Below are 21379 nucleotides of genomic sequence, written 5' to 3' on the forward strand. Positions count from 1 at the left end.
GCCGGCCGTCCGCAGCCGGCGCGTCGTTGCGGCATCGCGGCGTTCGTGAACGGCGCGGCGGCACTGCCCGGACACGAGCGTCATCGCGTATGCCGAACGGCCGCAACGGGTCGAATGGCGTCACGCGCGATCCGGCTCCGCCGCGGAGGCGGTCGCTGCCGGGTCGCGCGCGACCTTTCCGGTCAGCGCACCGGCGCGGCCGTGGCCAGCAGGCTGCGCAGGAACACCATGATCATGTGCCCGATCGGCACCTCGGACAGGATCGACTGCTGCAGCGACAGGCCCTGCGAGAGCCCCATGAACGCAATGGCGAGGACGGTCGGCGGTTCGGGCGGCACTTTCTTCAGCCGCGCGAAAATCTGTTCGATGCAATAGGCGAGGCCATCGCGATGGGCGTCCAGCAACGCCTGCGACGCGATGGCAAAAGCGGGGTTGCGCCGCCCCAGAAGCTTGAACTCGACGCCCAGCACCGACCACTCGGGCTCGGCATCGACGGTCCGCGACCAGACATCCAGCGCATTCAGGATGTCCTCCCCGGACGCGGATGGGTCGCTCAGCGCCTGGGCGATCGCAGCCACTTGCGTCTTCGAGCGCTCCTGCATCAGTTCGATGAACAACGCCTCCTTGCTCGCGAAGTTTGAATAGAACGCACCCTGCGTATAGCCGGCCTCGGCCGCGATATCCCTGAGCGACGTGGCGCCGAACCCGCGGTCGACGAACAGCCGCTTCGCCGCGGCGAGCAAATGGGCGCGGGTCTGCAAGCGGCTTTCTTCGCGACTCAGCCGCGGGGGAAGGGGGGCCATGTTCATGGCAGGCAGGATATCAGTTGATATTTAAGATAGATACCATTACGATTGCATTTCAAATATCACTTGATATGTGAAATGCAGGGCGCGATTGTGTCGCCGGATGTCCGAGCGGGGATCGTTTCGGGCGGGCGATCGTGCCGTCGCGGGCGCGCACTGTGTGCCGGTGTGTGCCGGTGTGTGGCGGCGTGTCGTTGCCCTCGTGTCGCGTGCTTCGTTGCGCCGACGCGAGCCGTTTGCCGATCGAGTGAATGCCGTCGTCACGGGGCGACGTGAAACAGTCAGTTAGTCATGCGAATCATGCCGGTTAGCATGCGGATGCGGGGCAGGAAGCAGAAGATGAGCGCGAGCAAGACCTATGCACAGCTCGTAGTCGAGCTGGCCGAACTGGACGAGGAAATCGAGCGCGCACGCGCACGCGAACGCGTCGATGCGATCGCGGAGGTTCACTCGCTGATGGATACCTACGCGATCAAGCATCGCGACCTGGTCGGCCGCAATGGCAGCCGGGGTTCGTACATCGTGAAAGTGCTGCCGGCGCGCTATCGCGATCCGGCGAGCGGGAAGGAGTGGAGCGGGCGCGGCAATGCGCCGCTCTGGATCAGGGGCAAGGATCGCCGTCAGTTCGTCATCGTCAAGCCGCCGGCCACCAGCAAGAAAACCAGGGCCCGTTGAAGGCGGGCGCCGGGCTGCGGCGATAGCGGCTTCGCCGGCGTTTGGCCCGGCGGCGTCGACACCACGTGCAGCGTCGCGCTTTCAGGCGATTTCACCGGTGTGCATCGGTCTCCGGGAGACATCGTCCGCTGTCGTGACGCGGGTGATGTCTCCCGGTGCGAGCGGGATTGGGTGCCGCGTGCGTTTAACCGCGTCCCACGAACGGCATGGCCGTCGCCATGATCGTCATGTTCAGGATGTTCGTGTCCAGCGGCAGGTTCGCCATCTGGACGATCGCGTTCGCGACATGCGTGACGTCCATGCGTGCCTCGGGCGCCAGGCTGCCGTCGGCCTGCGGGACGCCTTGCGTCATCCGGTCCGTAAGCGACGTTGCCGCGTTGCCGATGTCGATCTGACTGCACGCGATGTTGTAGCGGCGGCCGTCGAGCGCCAGCGACTTGGTGATCCCGGTCACCGCATGCTTGGTGGCCGTGTACGCGATCGTATCGGGGCGCGGCGCATGCGCAGAGATCGAACCGTTGTTGATGATCCGGCCGCCCTGCGGCGTTTGCGCTTTCATCAGGCGCCATGCGGCCCGCGCGCACAGAAAGACGCCAGTCAGGTTCGTCGCGACGACGCTGTTCCACACATCGAAATCGTATTCGTCGAGGGAAACCGGCGGCGCATTGCGGCCGGCATTGTTGAAGAGTACGTCCAGCCGGCCGAACTGCTGCGCGATCTGCGCAAACGCATGGTCGACCGATGCTTCGTCGGTGACGTCGGCAGGAAACACCTGCGCGTCGCCGCCGGCGGCCTGGATCGCGTCCTGCGTTTCGCGCAACGACGCCTCCTTGCGCCCGAGCAGCGCGACGGTGAATCCCGCCTGGCCGAGTGCGATGGCCGCTGCGCGACCGATGCCGGAGCCGGCACCCGTGACAGCTGCGAATTTTTGCGACTTCGAGACAGACATGGCTTGAGTTCCTGCGGGTTGAGTGACGGGTGAGGCTGCGGATGAACGATGGCAGTGCCACTTCGGCAATGTAGTCGAAATGCGTGGCGCAGCGGTTCACGCGATATCGTAAAGCACGCGCGATGGTGCGACGACCTCGGCTACTTCTTCCTGCCCGGTGCGGTCTTCCTTGCCCGCGTGCCCGTCTCCGCAAACAGATCCACGACCACGTCGCGCAGCCACCGGTTCCCTTCGTCCTGATTGACCCGCGTATGCCAGAGCATGTGAATCGGCGCACCGGGCAGCGTGACGGGCAACGCGCGCCAGCCCAGCGAAAACGGCGCGGCGAGCTGCTGCGCGAGATGCTCGGGCACCGTCGCGATCAGGTCGGTGCGCTGCAGGATGTAGCCCACGCTCATGAAATGCGGCACCGTGAGCCGCACCTGGCGCGTCACGCGGCGGCGCTTCAGCCATTCGTCCACCTGCCCGTGACCGGTGCCGGCCGACACGACGACCAGATGCTCGGCATTGCGCCACGCGTCGACCGTCAGTGGCGCGTCCTCGAGCGGATGCCCGCGCCGGAACAGGCACACATAGCGCTGATCGAACAGCCGGCGCTGATAGAAGCCGCCCTTGAGCTGCGGCAGCAGGCCGATCGCGAGATCGACGCGGCCGTCGGCCATTTCGTCGCCGAGGTTGACGCTCGTGTTGCGCACGGTATTGAGCGCGATGCCCGGCGCCGCTTGCGACAGGTGTTCGAGCAGCGCCGGCAGGAACACGACTTCGCCGATATCGGTCATGCCGATCGTCAGCGTGCGCGTGGCGCGCAGCGGATCGAATCCGGTCTCGGGATTGAGCGCGGCATGCAGCGTCGCGAGCGCGTGCGACACGGGTTCCGCGAGACGGAGCGCGAACGGCGTCGGCACCACGCCGCCCGGCCCGCGCACGAACAGCGGATCGCCGAGCCGGCGGCGCAGCTTCGCGAGCGCGTTGCTCACGCCCGGCTGGCTCATGTTCATCTGCTCGGCGACGCTCGACACGCGCCGCTCCTGCATCAGCCGCTGGAAAAGCAGCAGCAGATTGAGGTCGATATCGCTCAGTTCCATGGGTTTCGCCTTGCCGGGTTCATTGCTTCCAGTGATGAAGCAGATTCCGGTCATTTTATTGCGGGATGAAAGTCCGCTCCTGAAAATACCGACACGGCCATGCAATCGACATGACCGCTGCGCGAGCCGCAGCCCCCCATCGGAACATCGGAGACACCTTCATCATGCAGACGAACCTGAAGATTGCGATCGTCGGCGCCGGAATCGGCGGCCTGACGCTCGCGCTCGCACTGCGCGAGCACGGCATCGACGCGCAGCTCTACGAACAGACGGAGGTGTTGCGCGAAGTCGGCGCAGCCGTCGCGCTGTCGGCCAACGCGACGCGCTTCTACGAGCGCATGGGCTTGCGGGCGGCCTTCGACGCGGTGTGCGCGGACATCCCGGGGCTCGTCTATCGCGACGGCCGCAGCGGCGCGGTGATCGGCCATCATCGCGGCGACCCCGACTATCGCCGGCAATTCGGCGGCGCGTACTGGGGCGTGCATCGTGCGGATCTGCAGGCCGTGCTGTCGAAGGCGGTCGGCCCCGAATCCATCCATCTCGGCCATCGGCTGACCGATCTCGCGCAGCACGCCGATCGCGTCACGCTGGCGTTCGACAACGGCGAGCGCGTCGACGCCGATCTCGTGATCGGCGCGGACGGCGCGCGCTCGATCACGCGGCGCTGGATGCTCGGCTACGACGATGTGCTGTATTCGGGCTGTTCGGGGTTTCGTGGCGTGGTGCCGGCCGCTCGGCTGAGCCTGCTGCCCGATCCCGACACGCTTCAGTACTGGATCGGGCCGCACGGGCACCTGCTGCACTATCCGATCGGCGACAACGGCGACCAGAACTTCCTGCTGGTCGAGCGTCATCCGTCACCGTGGCCGTCGCGCGACTGGGTGATGCCGTCGGAAGAGGGCGAGCAACTGCGCGCGTTCAGGGACTGGCATCCGGCGGTGGTGCAGATGATCACCGCCGTGCCGATCAGCCAGCGCTGGGGGCTGTTCCATCGGCCGCCGCTCGGCCGCTGGAGCCGCGGGCGCGTGACGCTGATCGGCGACGCCGCGCATGCGCTGGTGCCGCACCACGGGCAGGGCGCGAATCAGTCGATCGAGGATGCGGTGGTGCTGGCCGCGCAACTGGCGCAGGCCGGGCCGGGCAACTGGCGCGAAGCGCAGGAAGCGTACGAGCGGCTGCGTCGCGGCCGCACGCGCAAGGTGCAGTACGCGTCGATCTCCGTGGCCGACGTGCTGCACCTGCCCGACGGGCCGGCCGCGCAGGCGCGCAATGCGCGTCTGGCCGAGCGCGACAGCGTGCTGCATCACCTGGACTGGATTCACGATTTCGACGCGTTGGCCGGGGCGCCGAGCGAACGGCAGGGCGGCACGTGGCTTTGAGCGGCGAGCCGTCGCATGGCCGTCGCGCTCGGGCGGCCGACTGCCCGGCGTGCCGGCAGGGCGGCAAGGTCGGCCGGCGCGACCGGTCGCGCCGTGTCTTCGTGCTGCATCGGAAAGCCCGCTAACGAAAGCAAGCCATTCATCGATTATTTCCTGAACGGCGACTCTGTATCGATTTAGTGTATCGATACAGACGATGATATAGTTCGGCCACGTCATGCGCACCAGCGCCTCTCAAAAAATAGGGGCTGCATGACAGAACACCCCCGAAATCACCTTTTCACCGGATTCCTCCAGGGACGATTCCATGCGTTTGCCCGGCATTTCCGCGCTAGTCGTGCTTTCTCTCATCGCGGCGGCCCCCGCGTCGGCAGCCGGGCAGGCGGCGGATCGCGTTGCGGCGGGCAAGGCGTTGGCCGTCGCGGCGGACTGTGTCGCGTGCCATACCGCGGGTGGCGGCCAGCCGTTCGCGGGCGGCCTCGCCATGCCGTTGCCGATGGGCAATATCTACTCGACCAACATCACGCCGGACAAGCAAACCGGGATCGGCAACTATTCGGAGCAGGAGTTCGCGAACGTGCTGCGCAAGGGCGTGCGGCGCGACGGCGGCAACCTGTATCCGGCGATGCCGTACCCGTCGTATACGAAGTTCAGCGACGACGACATCGCGAGCCTGTACGCGTATTTCATGCACGGCGTCGCGCCGGTCCATCAGGCGAACCGCCAACCGGATTTTCCGTGGCCGCTGACCATGCGCTGGCCGCTGAAAATCTGGAACGCGCTCTATCTGCGCGAAGGCGCGTATGTGCCGAAACCCGGGCGGGATGCCGAGTGGAATCGCGGCGCCTATCTGGTCCAGGGCGCCGCGCACTGCGGCACCTGCCATACGCCGCGCGGCATCGGGATGCAGGAACTGGCCTACGACGAAACCGGCACCGGCTATCTCGCCGGCGCGCCGCTCGCGGGCTGGCAGGCGTTCAACATCACGCACGACCGCGACGCGGGCATCGGTACGTGGACGACCGCGCAGATCGTCCAGTACCTGCGCACCGGCAACGTGCCCGGCAAGGCACAGGCAGCCGGCCCGATGGCGGAAGCCGTCGAACACAGCTTCAGCCGCATGAGCGATCGCGACCTGAACGCGATCGCCACTTACCTGTCGACGGTGCCGGCCGCCAAGGGCGCTGACACCGCGCCGCGTTCCACGCAGGGGCGCAAGACCGACGACTACGTCGCGGTGCGTGCCGCAGCCGCCGTCGGCGCTCAGGCACCGGCCGGCGCGTCGCTTTATCTCGACCACTGCGCGAGCTGCCACGGTATGACGGGCGCCGGCACGGCGGACGGCTTCTTTCCGTCGCTGTTCGCCAACAGCACGGTCGGCACCGCGACCGCGTCGAACCTGCTGCAGGTCGTGATGCACGGCGCGAGCGTGAACAACGGCGCGACGCACTATTTCATGCCGGCCTTTCAGACCGAACTCAAGGATGACGAAGTGGTGGTGCTCGTGAACTACCTGAGCGACCGGTTCGGCAGCGGCCGGGCCCGCGTGAGCGCGGCGGATGTCGCGAAGCTCCGCACGGCGCCCGCACACTGAAGGAGATGTTCGCGATGAACGATTTCGATGGAGCCGGCGACCTGGACGTGCAGCGCCGCCGTCTCATGAAGCTGTCGGCCGGCGCGGCGCTCGCCGCGGCGTTGCCGGCCGGTATGTTGATGGCGCGTGCGGCCGTGGCGCCGGAAGCCTTGCCGGCCCGGGACTTTGCCGGCGTGGCCGCGTACCTGACTTGCCGCAAGGCGCTCCCGGCGCGCTATGTGCAGTCGGTCTACGACGGCCTCGTCGCGCAGGACCACGCGTTTCCCGCACGACTGCGCGCGCTCGTCGTCGCGATCGACACGGGCACGCAGCCGCTCGAGGCCTTCGTGAAGACGCTCGGCATCGCGGCGCCTGAATTGCACACCACGGCGCTGGCCGTCATCGAAGCCTTCTACACCGGCAGCGTCGGGCACGGCGGGCAGGCGCGGATGGTCGGCTACGAAACCGCGCTGATGTTCGAGCCGACCGTGGACGTCACGGTCATTCCAACCTATATCCGCGCGCGCCCCGAATACTGGACCGAGCGCCCGGCCGTCGACGCCGGTTGACCGCCTTCCGAACGAGGATCGAAACCATGGGCAGTACTTACGACGCGGACGTCATCGTCATCGGCGCGGGCATCCTGGGCGGCGCCGTCGCGCAGTCGCTGACGCAGCAGCGCAAGTCCGTCATCGTGATCGAGGCGGGGCCGGACGTGAAGCGGGCCGAACTCGTCAGCGCGTTCCGCAACTACGGCAACAAGTCCGACTACAACGGCCCGTATCCGGATCTGCCGTGGGCACCGAAGTCGTCCACCGGGCGCTATTCCGACCGGTACATCGACAGCGTCGGCCCGGTGCTGCAGAAACCATCGTTCCTGCGGCTCGTCGGCGGGACGACGTGGCACTGGGGCGGCGCGACCTGGCGCATGCTGCCGAACGACTTCCGCCTGCACAGCCTGTACGGGCACGGGCGCGACTGGCCGATCGGCTATGACGAGCTCGAGCCGTGGTATCAGCTCGCGGAAGAACAGATCGGCGTATCGGGCTCGGACACCGACGACCAGAGCGGCCTGGGCGGTGCGCCGTTCCCGCCGCGCTCGAAGCCGTACCCGATGCGGCAGCAACCGTGGTCGTACCTGACGCAGCAGGTCGCGGACAAGGTCGCGACGATCGGCCATCGTTTCGTCGACGAACCCAACGCGCGCGCGACACGGCCCTACGACGGGCGGCCGACCTGCGCGGGCAACAACAACTGCGCACCGATCTGCCCGATCGGCGCGCAATTCTCCGGCGATCGCCCGGTCCTGCGCGCCGTCGCGCAGGGCGCGCGGCTATTGACGAATGCGGTCGTCTACAAGATCGAACACGGCGAGAACCGCAAGATCGCGGCGATTCATTACATGACGCCCGACGGCAAAAGCACGCGCCTGACCGCTCGCACCTTCGTGCTCGCGGCACATGGCGTCGAGATTCCGAAGCTGCTGCTGATGTCGGACGTCGCGAACGCGTCCGGCCAGGTCGGCCGCAACATGATGGGGCACACCGGCCGCGCGATCGCGATGCTCGCCCGCGAGCCATTGTGGGCCGGGCGCGGCCCGACGCAGCAGGGCAGTATCAACACGCGGCGCGACGGTGCGTTTCGCCGCGAACATGGCGCGATCCGGCATTTCCTCGACAACACGGTGCCCAACGAGATCGTCACGCGGCGGCTGATCGCGCAAGGCATCGTCGGCGACGCGCTCGATGCGCGGATTCGTCACGATGCGGCGCGCTATCTGAAGATCGCGAGCTACGTCGAGATCCTGCCCGACCCGCGCAACCGGGTCACCCTGAGCGATCGCAAGGATGCACTCGGGCTGCCGACGCCACGCACCGACTACGACGTCTACGATTATTCGTTGCGCGCGGCGTCGCAAGTGCTCGACGATTACCGCGATTTCCAGCAGGTGTTCGGTGCGACCGAGGTCGTGAACGACGTCCACGCGTGGGTGCCGAGTTCGCACATCATGGGCACGACGATCATGGGCAACGATCCGGCGGATTCGGTCGTCGACCGCGATTGCCGGACGCACGATCACCCGAACCTGTTCATCGCGAGCACGGCCGTGCATCCGAGTTCGTCGGTGGTCAATCCGACGCTGACCGGGTACGCGCTGGCGCTGCGGATGGCGAAGACGATCGGTACGGAAGTCTGACGCGGCCGGCGGCGCGGGGCTGCGCTTACGCCGCCGTCACTTCACGCACTCCAGCGCGTATTTCAAGCCCTGCCCGAGCAGCCCGCGCCATACGTCCCACGTATGCCCGCCATCGACGATGCGCAGCTCGGCCGGGTTCTGCGCGCGGCGCAGGTGCGTGTACAGCACGCTCGATTCCGCCTGGATGGTCAGGTCGTCGTCGCCGGCCGCGATGAACATCGGGATCCGCCAGGTGCGCGCGAAATAGCCGCGCATCAGCGCCGGGTAGTTGAGCTCGTGCCACACGCGCGGATCGAACTGCCGGTCGCCGAACACGCCGACGTAGCGCGCGGCGGAATTGAGCGGCGGCTCGTTCGCGTAGATCGCGGGGCTCAGCAGCATCGCGCCGCAGAACAGCCCGGGTTCGAGCAGCGAGAAGCGCAGCGCGCCGAAACCGCCCATCGACACGCCGCCGATCGCGCGGCCCGCGCGCTGGTTCGACACCGCGAAGTGCGCTTCGACTTCGGGCAGCAGGTCGTTGAGGAACGCGCTCTGCATCTTCTCCTTGCGGTCGACGTACCAGTCGGTGCCGCCCTGCGGCATCACGATCACGACGGGCGGAATCTCGCGGCGCTCGATCAGCGTGTCGGCGGTGGCTTGCAGCCGGCCCTGCGTGACCCAGTCGTTCGCATTGCCGGCGTTGCCGTGCAGCAGGTACATCACCGGGTAGCGCGCGCCTTCCGGGTTGTAGCCCGGCGGCAGGTAGACCGTGTACGACCAGTCGCGCTTCAGCGATGCCGACCGGAACGTGCGCAGCACGACGCTGCTGCCCGGGTTGACCGCGGGCTCCAGGGCGGCCGACGGGGTCGTCGCGGTCTGGACGGCCGGTGGCGGCGGTACGGGCGATGCCGGCGGCGCGGCCGGCGTGGCGCGGGCGGTGGCGATGGAGCCGGCGATCAGGGCGAGGGCGAACGGAAGGGCGAGTCGGCGCATGACGAATCGTTTCAGGAGAGGCGCCGGCTATCGTAGCAGCGGCGCATGACGGCGCGGCGCGTCATCGCCGCGAACGGAACGGCAGCCGCGCGACGAGCGGCCCGTAGAGTTTGGCGACGAGATACAGCAGGCCCATCGCGACCACATCGGCAAGCAGGCCGAGCTTCACGTCGAGATAGCCTTCGGTCGCCTGGTAAAGCAGCGAGTCGACCGCGAGCGAGATGCCGGTGCCCGCGACGAAGCACAGCAGCCCCTGCCGGCCGATCGTGCCGATCCACGGCATCGCGTGCGCGACTTTCTTCATCCAGCCGAGGTGGACGAGCTTGGCCGCGAGCCACGCAATCGCGAGGAAGTTCGCGAGCCGCAGCGCGCCGAGGTTCTGCTTGATCGACGGATCGGTCGGGAACGGTTCGATGCGCAGCCGGTAGTACGCGCCGGCCGCGACGATCGCGAGCGCCGCGGCCGTCAGCAGCCAGCCCTGCGGCTTCGGCGCGAGCGTCTGGTAGACGGGCTGGCAGCGCGCGATCACGCCGAGCACGAACAGGAACTGCCACGCGAACGGATTGAAGTCCCACGGCGCGCCTTCGACGGTCGGCAAAAAGCGCGCGACGTGCGGCGCCGCGTACCAGAGCGATCCGCTGAACGCGAGCAGCAGCCACGGCTGCGTGCGCGCGAGCGGCAGCGTGAGCGGGACGAGCAGCGCGAAGAACGCGTACATCGGCAGCACCGACGCAAGATACGGCTGGCGGCGGAACAGCAGGATGTCGCGCAACGCGGCGAGCGGCTTCTGGAGCAGGCCGTCGAGGTCGTTGGTCGGCATGTTCGGGCCGTCGATCGCGAACGCGTTCAGCGCGGCCGTGATCAGCAGCATCAGGCCGGCCGTCACGAGGAACGCGCGGTAGATCTCGAACGCGCGCCGGATGAAGCGCTGGCGCGCGGCGGCCTCGTCGTGCCGCTCGGCCAGCGAGTTGTACGCGATCGCGGTGGCGAAGCCGCCGAGGAACACGAACACCTCGGCCGCGTCGCACAGCGCGTACGCGTGCAGCGTCACGCGCGACAGGATGCTGCCGCCGATGTGGTCGACGACGATGACGAGCAGCACGAGGCCGCGGAAGAAATCGAGCTCGGCGTAGCGGCCGGCCCGGGCCGGTGCGGTCATCGGACTGCCTCCCGGCGCGGGGCGCGTGCGCGGCCGGCACGCGCCGCGCATGAATCGGGGTGAAGCATGACTTCGTGAAGAAATGACGAACGGATGCGCATTGTGCCACCGATGCGGTGCATACCGGGTTTACGCGGATGGTCGGCCGTCCTGCCGCTGCCGATAAGCCGGGTCAGGCCGTCTGCGCAACGGGGCAGTTGGACGAGCGCAACGGTTTGCGCAGGGTTCATATACCCCGATGGACGGACGGTTTGCGACGTGACACCATTTTGACCTCACGCGGCCGCACACCGCGTCGTCCGCCCTGCGGGCCACACATATAACAGACCAAACATCCGCCGGGCGCTTGACCATGCCCGGCCACCGGCTCCGGAGATCCGTCATGAAGAAGCACGTCATTTTTACCGCCGCGCTGGCCGCTTTCGCCGCGCCGGTCTTCGCCCAGAACAGCGTGACGCTGTACGGTGTGATCGACGAAGGCTTCAATTACACGAACAACGTGAACGTCAATGGGGTCGGAAAGACGAATTACCAGCTCGCGAGCGGCTATGCACAGGGCAGCCGCTGGGGCCTGAGGGGCAGCGAAGATCTCGGCGGCGGGCTGAAGGCGATCTTCACGCTGGAAAACGGTTTCGACGTGAACAACGGCCGGCTCGGCCAGGGCGGCCGCATGTTCGGCCGCCAGGCGTTCGTCGGGCTGAGCGAGTCGCGCTTCGGCACGCTGACCTTCGGCCGCCAGTACGACTCGGTCGTCGACTATCTCGCGCCGCTCACGGCCAACGGCAACTGGGGCGGCACGCTGTTCTCGCACCCGTTCGACAACGACAACACGGACAACTCGTTCCGCGTCAACAACACGGTCAAGTACGCGAGCGCCGACTGGAACGGCCTGACGTTCGGCGGCACGTACAGCTTCAGCAACAGCACCGGCTTCTCGAACAACCGTCAATACAGCCTCGGCGCGCAGTATTCGCTCGCCGGGCTGCAGGTCGCGGCTGCGTACCTGCAGGCGAACAACCCGGGCGTCGGCAGCGCGGGCGCGATCTCGGCGGATGACGCGAACTTCGTCGCCGACCGCCTGCGGATCTTCGGCGGCGGCGTCAACTACACGTTCGGCCCGGCCACGGTCGGCTTCGTCTACACGAAGACGGACGTGAAGAACCCGGTGTCGACCGTCTACCTGCCGACGGCGACGTTCGCCGGCCTCGGGCTGACCGCGACGAAGTTCCAGAACTTCGAGATCAACGGCAAGTACCAGCTCACGCCCGATTTCTATCTCGGCGCGCAGTACGTGTACACGGACGGCAAGTTCGATGCCGCAGCCGGATCGTTCAAGCCGAAATACCACACGGTCGGGCTGATGGCCGACTACAGCCTGTCGAAGCGCACCGACGTCTACCTGCAGGGCGCATGGCAGAAAGTTGCCGGCGACAAGACCGGCACGGCGGCCGACGGCGGCTATGTCGTCGGGACGGACGGCCCGTCGGCGTCGTCGAACCAGTTCGCGGTGCGCGCCGCGATCCGCCACAAATTCTGATCGGGCGGCGCCGGGGCCGCGTGCTCCGGCGCTGGCTGCGCTCAGTCCGCCCGCGGCGTGGCGCCGAGCGTTTCCGCGAGCCAGTCGACGAAGATCCGCACACGCGGCGCGAGATGCCGGCCGGTCGGAAACACGACCGACACGGGCAGCGGCTCCGCATTCCATTCCGGCAGCACCTCGACCAGCGAGCCGTCGGCCAGCAGCGGCCCGAGGCCGTCGCGCGGTACCTGGATCAGCCCGAGGCCCGCAAGACAGCACGCGAGATACGCCTGCGAGCTGTTGACCGACACGACGCTGCGCATCTTGACCGCGTGCAGCTCGCCCGAATCCATGTCCGCATATTCCCAGTCCAGCTCGCGGCCCGTGCGGCTCGAGAAATAGCCGACCGCGACGTGGTCCGGCAGCTCGTCCGGCGAGCGCGGCGTGCCGTGTCGCGCGAGATACGCGGGTGCCGCGCAGTTGATCTGCGCCAGTTCGCCGATGCGCCGCGCGACGAGCGATGTGTCGGACATCGTGCCGACCCGCACCGCGCAGTCGATGCCGTCGGCGACGAGATCGACGAAGCGGTCGGTCGTGCCGATCACGACGCGCAGGTCGGGGTAGCGCGCGTGGAAACCCGGTAGCGCCGGAATCACCTGGTTCAGCGCGAAGCGCTCGGGCAGGTCGACGCGGATCGCGCCGCGCGGCGTCGTGCCGGCGTCCTCGAACAGCGTTTCCGCATCGTCGAGATCGGCCAGCAACCGCATGCAGCGTTCGTAATAGGTTGCGCCCTCGGCCGTCAGCGCGACGCGCCGCGTCGTGCGCTGCAGCAGGCGGGTCTTCAGGTGCTTTTCCAGATACTGGACGGCATTGCTGACCGTCGGGCGCGGCAGTTGCAGCTGCTCGGCCGCTTTCGTGAAGCTGCCGAGATGGGCGACGCGCGCGAAGATGCGCATTGCTTGCAGATGATCCATGCGGGGCGAGTGCGTGGGTGGAGGGGAGCAGGCTCCATTGTTAATCAGCGTCGAATGGTTTGGTTGAGTGTTTCGCGTTTATCGTGCGTCGCGATGCGTCCAGAATCCGGCCTGTTCATTGATCACTCGAGGAAACGGACATGGATATGCGTGAACTGGGCCGGACGGGCCCGCGGGTGTCGGCGCTCGCGCTAGGCTGCATGGGGATGTCGGACTTCTACGGGCCGGCCGACCGCGACGAAAGCATTGCGACCCTGCACGCGGCCCTCGACCACGGCATCACGATGCTCGACACCGGCGATTTCTACGGCATGGGCGACAACGAGATGCTGATCCGCGATGCGCTGCGCGGCCGGGCACGCGACCAGGTGCTGATCAGCGTGAAATTCGGCGCGCTGCGCGATCCGGCCGGCGGGTTTGCCGGCTACGACGCGCGGCCGACGGCGATCCGCAACTTCGTCGCGTACTCGCTGAAGCGGCTCGGGACCGATTACATCGACATCTACCGGCCGGCGCGCGTCGATCCGGCGGTGCCGATCGAGGAGACGATCGGCGCGATCGCCGATCTCGTGAAGGCCGGGTACGTGCGCCATATCGGCCTGTCGGAAGCCGGCGTCGACACGATCCGCCGCGCGGCGGCCGTCGCGCCGATCTCCGACCTGCAGATCGAATACTCGCTGCTGTCGCGTGGTATCGAGGCCGGGATCCTGCCCGCGTGCCGCGAACTCGGGATCGGGGTGACGGCCTACGGCGTGCTGTCGCGCGGGCTGCTCGGCGGACGCTGGAGCACGGCGCGGGAAGGTGAGCGTGATTTTCGCGGGGCGAGCCCGCGCTTCCAGGGCGAGAACCTCGCGCACAACCTCGCGCTCGTCGACGCGCTGCGCGCCATCGCCGACGAGAAGGGCAGCAATCCGGCGCAGGTCGCGATCGCGTGGGTGCTGTCGCGCGGCGACGATATCGTGCCGCTGATCGGCGCGCGCAAGCGCACGCAGCTTCAGGATGCGTTTCAGGCCGCTGAGATGCAACTAACGGTCAATGACATCGCGCGCATTGAAGCGGCGGTTCCCGCCGGGGCGGCTGCCGGTGAGCGTTATCCGACCGAACAGATGGCGCACCTCGACAGCGAGCAGGGGCGGGGGGCATCTCACGGGGACTGATCGGCCCGGGTCGGCATGGGTTGCGGAACAGGCCCCGTATTCGGCTCGAATCCGGGGGCCGGGGCCGGGTTCGGCAACCCGGACGGCGGTGCATGGCCGGCATCGCCTGCCTTGACGCCGGCGGCGCGTTTCACGACGGCCCGCGGTGCGACAGCCCATCGGCACCATCGCGCCGCCGCTCCGTCCGGCAAGCCCTAGCCAGCCTCAGGCAAAGCCAGATGGCGGGCGGCGCGATCGGGGTTCACCATCGGCGCCGTACTCAACCGGACGGAATGCCTTTCATGCACATTCATACGCTGACGATCATCGCGGTGGTTTTCCTGCTGGCCGGCGCGGTCAAGGGAATGATCGGGCTCGGCCTGCCGACGATCGCGATGGGGCTGCTGACGCTCGCGATGCCGCCGTCGGCCGCGGCGAGCCTGCTGCTCGTGCCGTCGTTCATCACCAACGTGTGGCAGTTGTGGCTCGGCCCGTCGTTCGGGCCGCTGTTGCGCCGGCTGTGGCCGCTGCTCGCCGGCCTGACGATCGGCACGCTGACGGGCGGGCTGCCCGCGCTCGCGGCCGGCACCACGTGGACGCATGCGGCACTCGGCGTCGTGCTGATTCTCTACGGGCTGTGGGGGCTGGCCGCCGCGCGGCTGCCGGCGCCGGGCCGCCACGAAAAATGGCTGTCGGCCGTGGTCGGCTACCTGACGGGTGTCGTGACGGCCGCGACCGGCGTATTCGTCGTGCCAGCCGTGCCGTACCTGCAGGCGCTGCGGCTGTCGAAGGACGACCTGATCCAGGCGCTCGGGCTGTCGTTCACCGCATCGACGATCGTGCTCGGCCTGCAGTTGCGCGTGACGGGCGCGCTGGAGACGGTTGATCTCGGCGTGTCGGCGCTCGCGCTCGTGCCAGCGCTGGCAGGCATGGCCGGCGGGCAATATGCGCGGCGCGTGATGAGCGAGAAGGCGTTCAAGCGCTGCTTCTTCGTCGGGCTGATCGCGCTGGGTGGCTATATGGCGGCATCAGGGTGGCTGTGAGCGGGCATCGCCGACGAGCGTGATGCCCGCCGGTCGTGACGATCCCGAAGCCGGTTCGACAGCAACCGGCTTCGAGAGCATGCACGGAACGTGGGTTACACCGCTCAGGCCGGGTCGGCGTACTTCAGCGTCCACCCGAACGTGCGGGTCGCGCCCGCGCCGAGTGCAAACGGCTTCGTCGTGCACGCGAAGTTCGAATGAAGCTGGCCGATCGGCGTCGTCGACAGCGGATTCGTCGTGCCGTTCGCCGTGTCGAAGGCGGACAGCGCGCAGGTGTCGAACCCGGACGCCGCGTAGCCGGTCGCGGCGCTGTTCGCATACGTGACCGACACGCCGTCGCCGTTGGCCTGCGTCGACGCGAAATCCGCGAACGACGTGAAGTCCGTTTCGACCGACAGGTTGCCGGTGAGCGTGCCCGTGCTCAGCGTATCGCTGCGTGCGACCGAGCCGTGCGCGAACGTCAGCACCGTATGCACCTGCAGGTCGAGATCCGTCGTGTACGCCGCGTTCTTCGACGCGAGCCGGAACTTCGCGGTATCGAACGACACGATCACCTGCCCGTTGCTTTGCTGGACGTTCAGGTTCTTGTAGTACGTGACGGGCATGTAGGTCTTCCCGTTGTACGACACCTGCGGCACCAGCAGCGCGTAGCCGAGATCGGTCGTGCCGTAGATCAGCTTGTCGGAGAACGGCACCGGATAGTACGGCGTGTACGAGTTGTAGTCGGGCGCCTGGCTGAGGTTCAGGTTGATCACGCGCCGGCCGTCGCGCACGGTGACGAGCGCCGCACTGTACGGATGCGCGGTGTCGCCGGGCTGGTTGTACCAGGTGAGCGTGTAGCGCGGTAGCGCATCGAGCCACGCGTTGTAGTCCGCATCGGCCATCGGCGCCTGGCCGCCGAAGCCGAGCTTGTTCCACCACGCGTTCACGTACAGGTACTGGTGCAGCAGGCTGAAGTTCTCGCCCATCACGCGCGGCTTGCCGCGATACGCGTCCGTGCCGCGGCCCTTGACCCACATGTTCACCGACGGCGTCGGCAGCGACGGGTCGTACCAGTATGTGTCGAACCGACGCGCGGCCTGGTAGATGAACGCATACGCGACCTGCTTCTCCTGGTCGGTCAGCACGCCGGCGTTGGCCGCGGCCGTCAGCACTTCCATGAACGCCGAATCGCCGTACGGGCCGATCGAGCGGCCGTAGTTGAAGCCCTGGCCGTTCGCGTTCAGCTGCGGCAGGATCAGGTCGACCGACTTGCGCAGGTAGCCCTTCAGTTCGGGCGTGAGATTCGCTTCGTTGCCCATCTCGAACGTGCGCTCGGTCACTTCGCCGATCAGCAGCGTGCTGTAGCGGTCGAAGCGTGCCTGGTCGTAGTAGGTCGTGTGGGTGTTCGACGCTTCGTCCGAGAACCCGCCCGACGAATCGTTGCGGATATGGTTCGTGAGCGTGTACAGCAGCGCGTCGCGCGCGCCCATCGTCGCGACCGACGGATCGGTCTTCGACGCAAACGACGGGCTGCTCCAGCCGAGCTTCTGGCGCAGCCCGGCGATTCCGTAGGACACCGCATAGTAATTCTGCGCGGTGTTGAGCGACGCGATGTCGATCGGCGTACCGGCCGCGGGGCACGTATCGGTCTTGCCGCTCGCATCGGGGCCGAACATGTCGCAGAAGGTGAGCCGCTGCTGCAGCGTCGCGAGCATCGCGTCGCTGAAGACTTCGTTGAGCATCCCGTGCGCCTTCAGGTTGTTCAGCGCGACGAGGTAGTAGTACTCGCCCCAGGACGTATTCGCATACGTGTAGTTGCTGCCCGACTGCGCCATCATCGCGGTCGTGATCGTCTGGTAGGTCGCGAGGTAGCTCGCGTATTGCGGATCGTTCTTCGACTTCATGTCGATCAGGATGTACGACAGGCCGAGCGCGAGCTTGCCCGGGAGGAATTTGTCGCCGGTATTGGTGTCGAGCACGTGGACGGGCGTGCCGTCGCCGAGATCCATCACGACCTGCGTGAAGTCGGGCGATTTCCGGATCAGGTCGAACAGCGCGCGCATCTGGCCCATCATCGTGACCGGAATGTTCGTACCGGCCGGCACGCTGGTGTCGGGCGCGCCGTAGACGAGCGCCTGCAGCGAGTTGGACGCGAGCGACGGTGTCGTGGACGGGGGCGGCGAAGATGATGACGGCGTGTCGGTCACGTCGTTGCCGCCGCACGCGCTGACGAACAGGACGGAAAGGGCGCTGAGCGCGGCGCCGAGCGCGAATCTGCTGCGCGGATGCATTGTGTCTCCAGTTTTGAATAGTGATGAAGGACGGGCGGCGGTGGCCGTTGCCGCGCTCGATGCCCGTACCTTGCCTCCGTCTTGCAACCCTGATCCCTGAAGAGGGACGGCCTGAATCACTACTCGAGCGGGCAAGCGTTCTCCCTGCACGGGCCATGACCGGCGTCGCGCGGATGCATTGGAAAACGTTTTCCAAATTTAGGCAGCGATCGGCATGATGTCAATGAACTTTCACGCCGGAAGCGCCGGGAAAAACCCGGATAGTGGGAAGGCGGGAGGGGCAGGCGGGATCGGAATGTCGCACCCGTTACCGGGATTTCTTCCGGTTGAGAGGCGGTGCAGTGTGGAGTGTCGATGCGGAAGCGGCGAGCAGAACGGCTATCCGGCGATGCCCGCTCGCCGCATTTTGCGAGAAAACGTTATCCATAAGGATCGAAGTGAATCGGGGCGTGCATCGCGGCATCAACCACGAACGGCGCGCGTCACTGCGACGTGGTCTCGCCGGACAGAAACGCGACGAACTCCCGCGTGTACTTCGGCAACGCGTCGAACGACCGCGCGCACAGCTTCAGCCGACGATGGCTCCACGAATCGGACAGCTCGACGAGCCGCACGTCCATCGTCTGCATCGCGCGCTCGGCCGCGTGGCGCGACACGATGCCGATGCCCACGCCGCTGGCGATCATGCGGCAGATCGCATCGAAGCTCTTCAACTGCACGCGATAGCGGATCCGCTTGCCGAGCGCGCGCGCCTGGTCGGCGAGATGCACCTGCAGTGCGCTGCCGTCGGTGAGGCCGATGAAGTCGGCATCGGCGATCGCGTCGAACGCGACGTTGTCTTGTGCCGCGAGCGCATGGGTGGCCGGCACGACGACGATCAGCCAGTCCTCGCGGAACGGCTTCTGTTCGAGCCCGCCGAGCCCGACCGAATCGGCGACGATGCCGACGTCGGCCGTCTTGTTGCGGATCGCATGCACGATCTCCTGGCTCGAGCGCTCCTCGACGCTGATCGACAGCTTCGGATGATGCGGCAGGTAGTCGGCCAGCGCGTCGGGCAGGTATTCGCTCAGCGACGCCGTGTTGCACAGCAGCCGGATATGCCCGCGCAGCCCCTGGCCGTATTGCTGCAGTTCGCCGCGCATGTGGTCGATCTGCTGCAGCACGGTGCGCGCGTGGTGTTCGAGCGCGCGGCCGGCGTCGGTTGCCTGCGCGCCCGACTTGGTCCGGTGCAGCAGCGGCACGCCGAGCTCGTCCTCCATGCCGCGGATGCGCTCGCTCGCGGCCTGCAGCGTGATGTGGGTCCGCTCGGCGCCGCTCGTGATCGTGCCGGCGTCGCAGATGTTCAGGAAGAGCCGCAGGTCGGTCAGGTCAAAACGCATGATGGGTGGGGCGATCATGTTGGAATGGCCGATAAGTTAGCAGGGAATCGCAGCCGCGGTCTCAGGCGCAGCCTGAGGCCGGATTCGCCGGTTCCGCATTTTCGGGGCGCGATCGATGGCGGATCATGACCGCACATCAACCGGGGAGCCTGTCATGCAGATCGATCCGTCGTGGGCCGTGTCGTTCAAGATTGCGATGCACGTGCTGTTCCTGTGCATCGGCATCGCGTGGGCCTGTTCCGAACTCACCACGTGGTTGCGTTGAACACCGCTTCGCGTCTATTGAAACAAATCTGTCATAGATTCTCGAAACGAAAATTCTTCCGCTTTTCCGCAAAAAGACCATCAAGTTTTTCTGGATCGGGCCGTATTACCGGTAACGAATGCCGGCCGGCATCCGGTTCGTGATTGTTTGTCATCATTGTTTGCATCCGGTTACACGTCGGCCGTTCCGTTTTTGAGATGCTTGAAAGATTGTCAAACCGGAGTCGGATCGTCCATGAAAACGCGCGAGATTCATCGTCACGCGGCGTGGCTGCCGGGCCTGGCCGCCGTGCTCGTCATGGCCGGTTGTGCAAGCACGCAGTCCGTCCCGCCGAGCGACACGCAGGCGGGACAGTCGTCGCCGTCGAGCGCGCCCGTCGCTGCGCCGTCGGCCGCCAGCCCGCCACCGGCGCCGATTCTGGTCGCGCAGAAGTACGTCGTGAAGCGCGGCGACACGCTGACGGGCATCGCGTCCGCGAACGATTGCAGCATCGCCGACCTGCGCACCTGGAACAAGCTGGGTGCGAACGGCAGGCTGCGGATGGGGCAGGTGCTGCGCATCGTCAAGCAGCAGCCGTTGCCGCCGGCGGGCACGGCCGGCACGCAGGTGGCCGCATCGTCGGCCGCGAGCAACGGCGCAGGGAGCAACCCTGCAACGACGCAGACCGCCGCCGCGACGGCGAGCGACCGTCAGGTCGTCAAGGAAACGAAGCGGCATGCGGGTGGTGTCGCGCTCAGGTGGCCCGCGAACGGCAGGATCGTCGACGGGTTCCGGCCGGGGCAGAACCGCGGCATCCAGATTGCCGGCCGGCCCGGCGACCCGGTCCGCGCCGCGGCCGACGGCCGCGTGATGTACGCAGGCACCGGCCTGAACGATTACGGCAGCCTGATCATCGTCCAGCACAACGCGGATTTCCTGACCGCCTATGCGCACAACCGCAAGCTGCTCGTGAAGACGGGCGACATCGTGCGTCAGGGCGACGAGATTGCCGAAATGGGCGACCTCGACAACTCGCGTGTCGCGCTGCTGTTCGAAGTGCGGCGCGACGGCAAGCCGGTCAATCCGATGCCGTACCTGCCTTCATCGCAAGGGTGAAGCAGGGCCGTTGCGCTGGAACGTGGCGGCGGTCGCTGCTACGCTAGGGCCTGTTCATGCGCGCCCCGCGCTTCGCGGGGCCGACGGTCGTCTTTCGGGGAGGTGCGGCGGATGCCGCCGCGGGCCGGCCGTCGGCGTGAATGGGCGCGCTGCCTCGACGCGTGCCCGCGTTGCTCCGTGCCACCGTTTCCGACAGAACACACCACATTCATGGAACACTCTCCGACACGCCGCTCGCTGTTGCTTGCCGCCGTTGCCGCGCCGTTCGTCGCCGCGTGCAGCTCTGCGCCGGTCGCCGACCAGGGGCGCGCCCGTGCCGCCCAGGCCGAATTGACCGCGCTCGAGAAGGCCTCGAACGGCCGGCTCGGCGTCGCCGCACTCGATACGTCGAACGGCGTGCGCATCGCCCACCATGCGCGCGAGCGCTTCCCGCTGTGCGGCACGTACGCGGTCGTCGCGGCCGCCGCGATGCTCGCGCGCGGCTCGCTCGACGCGTCGCTGCTGCCGCGCCGCATCCTGTATCGCCGCTATGAAGTCGTGTCGGGCTCGCCGATTACGGAAAGCCACGTCGACACGGGCATGACGATCGAGCAGCTTTGCGTGGCGATGCTGCAGTCGGGCGACAAGGGCGCCGGCAACCTGCTGATGGGCGTGCTCGGCGGCCCGCAGGCCGTCACGTCGTTCGCGCGCGCGAGCGGCGACACGTCGTTCCGCCTCGATCACTGGGAACCCGAACTGAACAACGCGGCGCCCGGCGACGAACGCGACACGTCGACACCGGTCGAGATGGTCGACACGCTGCAGCGGCTGCTGCTCGGCACCACGCTGCACGAGCCGCAGCGCACACAGCTGACCGAATGGATGGCCGGCGGCGCGCGCGGCGCGACCGGCATCGCGGCGGGC

At 67.2% G+C, this 21379-nt stretch carries 18 protein-coding genes; 10 read left to right on the forward strand and 8 right to left on the reverse strand.

Features of this window, described 5'->3' with window-relative positions:
* Window positions 1–182 precede the first annotated feature (182 nt).
* On the reverse strand, window positions 183–761 hold the full coding sequence (locus G3N61_RS13150) for a TetR/AcrR family transcriptional regulator (RefSeq protein ID WP_230624359.1): 579 nt from the start codon (window positions 759–761) through the stop codon (window positions 183–185).
* Window positions 762–1145: 384 nt separating this feature from the next.
* On the opposite strand from G3N61_RS13150, the gene G3N61_RS13155 reads away from it, so the two are divergent.
* Window positions 1146–1481, forward strand: a complete 336-nt coding sequence (locus G3N61_RS13155; protein ID WP_241017729.1) for an H-NS histone family protein — start codon at window positions 1146–1148, stop codon at window positions 1479–1481.
* Window positions 1482–1665: 184 nt separating this feature from the next.
* On the opposite strand, the gene G3N61_RS13160 is transcribed toward G3N61_RS13155, so the two are convergent.
* Window positions 1666–2430: an SDR family oxidoreductase gene (locus G3N61_RS13160; protein WP_205822639.1), complete on the reverse strand. Its 765-nt coding sequence runs from the start codon at window positions 2428–2430 to the stop codon at window positions 1666–1668.
* Between the two features lie 140 nt (window positions 2431–2570).
* Window positions 2571–3515 (reverse strand): LysR family transcriptional regulator, encoded by a 945-nt coding sequence (locus tag G3N61_RS13165; RefSeq protein WP_089452570.1) that lies wholly within the window; start codon window positions 3513–3515, stop codon window positions 2571–2573.
* Between the two features lie 164 nt (window positions 3516–3679).
* On the opposite strand from G3N61_RS13165, the gene G3N61_RS13170 reads away from it, so the two are divergent.
* The 4 genes from G3N61_RS13170 (at window position 3680) to G3N61_RS13185 (ending at window position 8664) form a co-directional block, all read left to right on the forward strand.
* On the forward strand, window positions 3680–4894 hold the full coding sequence (locus G3N61_RS13170) for an FAD-dependent monooxygenase (protein ID WP_205822641.1): 1215 nt from the start codon (window positions 3680–3682) through the stop codon (window positions 4892–4894).
* Window positions 4895–5201: 307 nt separating this feature from the next.
* Window positions 5202–6488 carry a cytochrome c gene (locus G3N61_RS13175; protein ID WP_043183894.1) on the forward strand — a complete coding sequence of 429 codons (1287 nt, stop codon included), beginning with the start codon at window positions 5202–5204 and terminating at the stop codon, window positions 6486–6488.
* Window positions 6489–6502: 14 nt separating this feature from the next.
* Window positions 6503–7036, forward strand: a complete 534-nt coding sequence (locus G3N61_RS13180) for a sugar dehydrogenase complex small subunit (protein WP_205822643.1) — start codon at window positions 6503–6505, stop codon at window positions 7034–7036.
* Between the two features lie 26 nt (window positions 7037–7062).
* Window positions 7063–8664, forward strand: a complete 1602-nt coding sequence (locus tag G3N61_RS13185; protein WP_205822645.1) for a GMC family oxidoreductase — start codon at window positions 7063–7065, stop codon at window positions 8662–8664.
* Between the two features lie 36 nt (window positions 8665–8700).
* On the opposite strand, the gene G3N61_RS13190 is transcribed toward G3N61_RS13185, so the two are convergent.
* Together G3N61_RS13190 and G3N61_RS13195 are read right to left on the reverse strand one after the other, a co-directional pair.
* Window positions 8701–9636: an alpha/beta hydrolase-fold protein gene (locus G3N61_RS13190; RefSeq protein WP_205822647.1), complete on the reverse strand. Its 936-nt coding sequence runs from the start codon at window positions 9634–9636 to the stop codon at window positions 8701–8703.
* 61 nt (window positions 9637–9697) lie between these two features.
* A complete protein-coding gene (locus G3N61_RS13195) occupies window positions 9698–10795 on the reverse strand; it encodes an OpgC domain-containing protein (RefSeq protein ID WP_043183960.1) in 1098 nt (365 codons plus the stop codon).
* A 382-nt stretch (window positions 10796–11177) separates the two neighbouring features.
* On the opposite strand from G3N61_RS13195, the gene G3N61_RS13200 reads away from it, so the two are divergent.
* Window positions 11178–12332 (forward strand): porin, encoded by a 1155-nt coding sequence (locus G3N61_RS13200; RefSeq protein WP_205822648.1) that lies wholly within the window; start codon window positions 11178–11180, stop codon window positions 12330–12332.
* A 41-nt stretch (window positions 12333–12373) separates the two neighbouring features.
* Here G3N61_RS13200 and G3N61_RS13205 read toward each other — a convergent pair whose 3' ends face one another.
* Entirely contained in the window at window positions 12374–13285 is a 912-nt protein-coding gene (locus tag G3N61_RS13205; protein ID WP_043183890.1) for a LysR family transcriptional regulator, read from the reverse strand.
* Between the two features lie 140 nt (window positions 13286–13425).
* Between G3N61_RS13205 and G3N61_RS13210 the strand changes: the two genes are divergently transcribed.
* Both G3N61_RS13210 and G3N61_RS13215 read left to right on the forward strand, forming a co-directional pair.
* Complete coding sequence (locus G3N61_RS13210; RefSeq protein ID WP_205822649.1) at window positions 13426–14442, forward strand: aldo/keto reductase; 1017 nt, start codon at window positions 13426–13428, stop codon at window positions 14440–14442.
* Window positions 14443–14723: 281 nt separating this feature from the next.
* Entirely contained in the window at window positions 14724–15464 is a 741-nt protein-coding gene (locus G3N61_RS13215; protein WP_043183888.1) for a sulfite exporter TauE/SafE family protein, read from the forward strand.
* A gap of 104 nt (window positions 15465–15568) precedes the next feature.
* On the opposite strand, the gene G3N61_RS13220 is transcribed toward G3N61_RS13215, so the two are convergent.
* Together G3N61_RS13220 and G3N61_RS13225 are read right to left on the reverse strand one after the other, a co-directional pair.
* Window positions 15569–17737, reverse strand: a complete 2169-nt coding sequence (locus G3N61_RS13220) for a hypothetical protein (protein WP_089452576.1) — start codon at window positions 17735–17737, stop codon at window positions 15569–15571.
* A 482-nt stretch (window positions 17738–18219) separates the two neighbouring features.
* Window positions 18220–19116: a LysR substrate-binding domain-containing protein gene (locus tag G3N61_RS13225; RefSeq protein ID WP_043183886.1), complete on the reverse strand. Its 897-nt coding sequence runs from the start codon at window positions 19114–19116 to the stop codon at window positions 18220–18222.
* 499 nt (window positions 19117–19615) lie between these two features.
* Between G3N61_RS13225 and G3N61_RS13230 the strand changes: the two genes are divergently transcribed.
* Complete coding sequence (locus G3N61_RS13230; RefSeq protein ID WP_205822650.1) at window positions 19616–20476, forward strand: peptidoglycan DD-metalloendopeptidase family protein; 861 nt, start codon at window positions 19616–19618, stop codon at window positions 20474–20476.
* Between the two features lie 210 nt (window positions 20477–20686).
* Window positions 20687–21379 (forward strand): class A beta-lactamase (bla, locus tag G3N61_RS13235; protein ID WP_205822652.1); only part of this gene is annotated, 693 nt, incomplete at its 3' end.

It is taken from the genome of Burkholderia sp. Ac-20349, from assembly GCF_017104865.1.
Lineage (GTDB): Bacteria > Pseudomonadota > Gammaproteobacteria > Burkholderiales > Burkholderiaceae > Burkholderia > Burkholderia aenigmatica.

Coding starts and splice junctions, on each gene's coding strand:
- G3N61_RS13220 (WP_089452576.1), bottom strand. CDS start 17,737: ATGCATCCGCGCAGCAGATTCGCGCTCGGCGCCGCGCTCAGCGCCCTT.
- G3N61_RS13230 (WP_205822650.1), top strand. CDS start 19,616: ATGAAAACGCGCGAGATTCATCGTCACGCGGCGTGGCTGCCGGGCCTG.
- G3N61_RS13205 (WP_043183890.1), bottom strand. CDS start 13,285: ATGGATCATCTGCAAGCAATGCGCATCTTCGCGCGCGTCGCCCATCTC.
- G3N61_RS13210 (WP_205822649.1), top strand. CDS start 13,426: ATGGATATGCGTGAACTGGGCCGGACGGGCCCGCGGGTGTCGGCGCTC.
- G3N61_RS13160 (WP_205822639.1), bottom strand. CDS start 2,430: ATGTCTGTCTCGAAGTCGCAAAAATTCGCAGCTGTCACGGGTGCCGGC.
- G3N61_RS13190 (WP_205822647.1), bottom strand. CDS start 9,636: ATGCGCCGACTCGCCCTTCCGTTCGCCCTCGCCCTGATCGCCGGCTCC.
- G3N61_RS13165 (WP_089452570.1), bottom strand. CDS start 3,515: ATGGAACTGAGCGATATCGACCTCAATCTGCTGCTGCTTTTCCAGCGG.
- G3N61_RS13215 (WP_043183888.1), top strand. CDS start 14,724: ATGCACATTCATACGCTGACGATCATCGCGGTGGTTTTCCTGCTGGCC.
- G3N61_RS13200 (WP_205822648.1), top strand. CDS start 11,178: ATGAAGAAGCACGTCATTTTTACCGCCGCGCTGGCCGCTTTCGCCGCG.
- G3N61_RS13170 (WP_205822641.1), top strand. CDS start 3,680: ATGCAGACGAACCTGAAGATTGCGATCGTCGGCGCCGGAATCGGCGGC.
- G3N61_RS13185 (WP_205822645.1), top strand. CDS start 7,063: ATGGGCAGTACTTACGACGCGGACGTCATCGTCATCGGCGCGGGCATC.
- G3N61_RS13225 (WP_043183886.1), bottom strand. CDS start 19,116: ATGCGTTTTGACCTGACCGACCTGCGGCTCTTCCTGAACATCTGCGAC.
- G3N61_RS13180 (WP_205822643.1), top strand. CDS start 6,503: ATGAACGATTTCGATGGAGCCGGCGACCTGGACGTGCAGCGCCGCCGT.
- G3N61_RS13175 (WP_043183894.1), top strand. CDS start 5,202: ATGCGTTTGCCCGGCATTTCCGCGCTAGTCGTGCTTTCTCTCATCGCG.
- G3N61_RS13195 (WP_043183960.1), bottom strand. CDS start 10,795: ATGACCGCACCGGCCCGGGCCGGCCGCTACGCCGAGCTCGATTTCTTC.
- G3N61_RS13155 (WP_241017729.1), top strand. CDS start 1,146: ATGAGCGCGAGCAAGACCTATGCACAGCTCGTAGTCGAGCTGGCCGAA.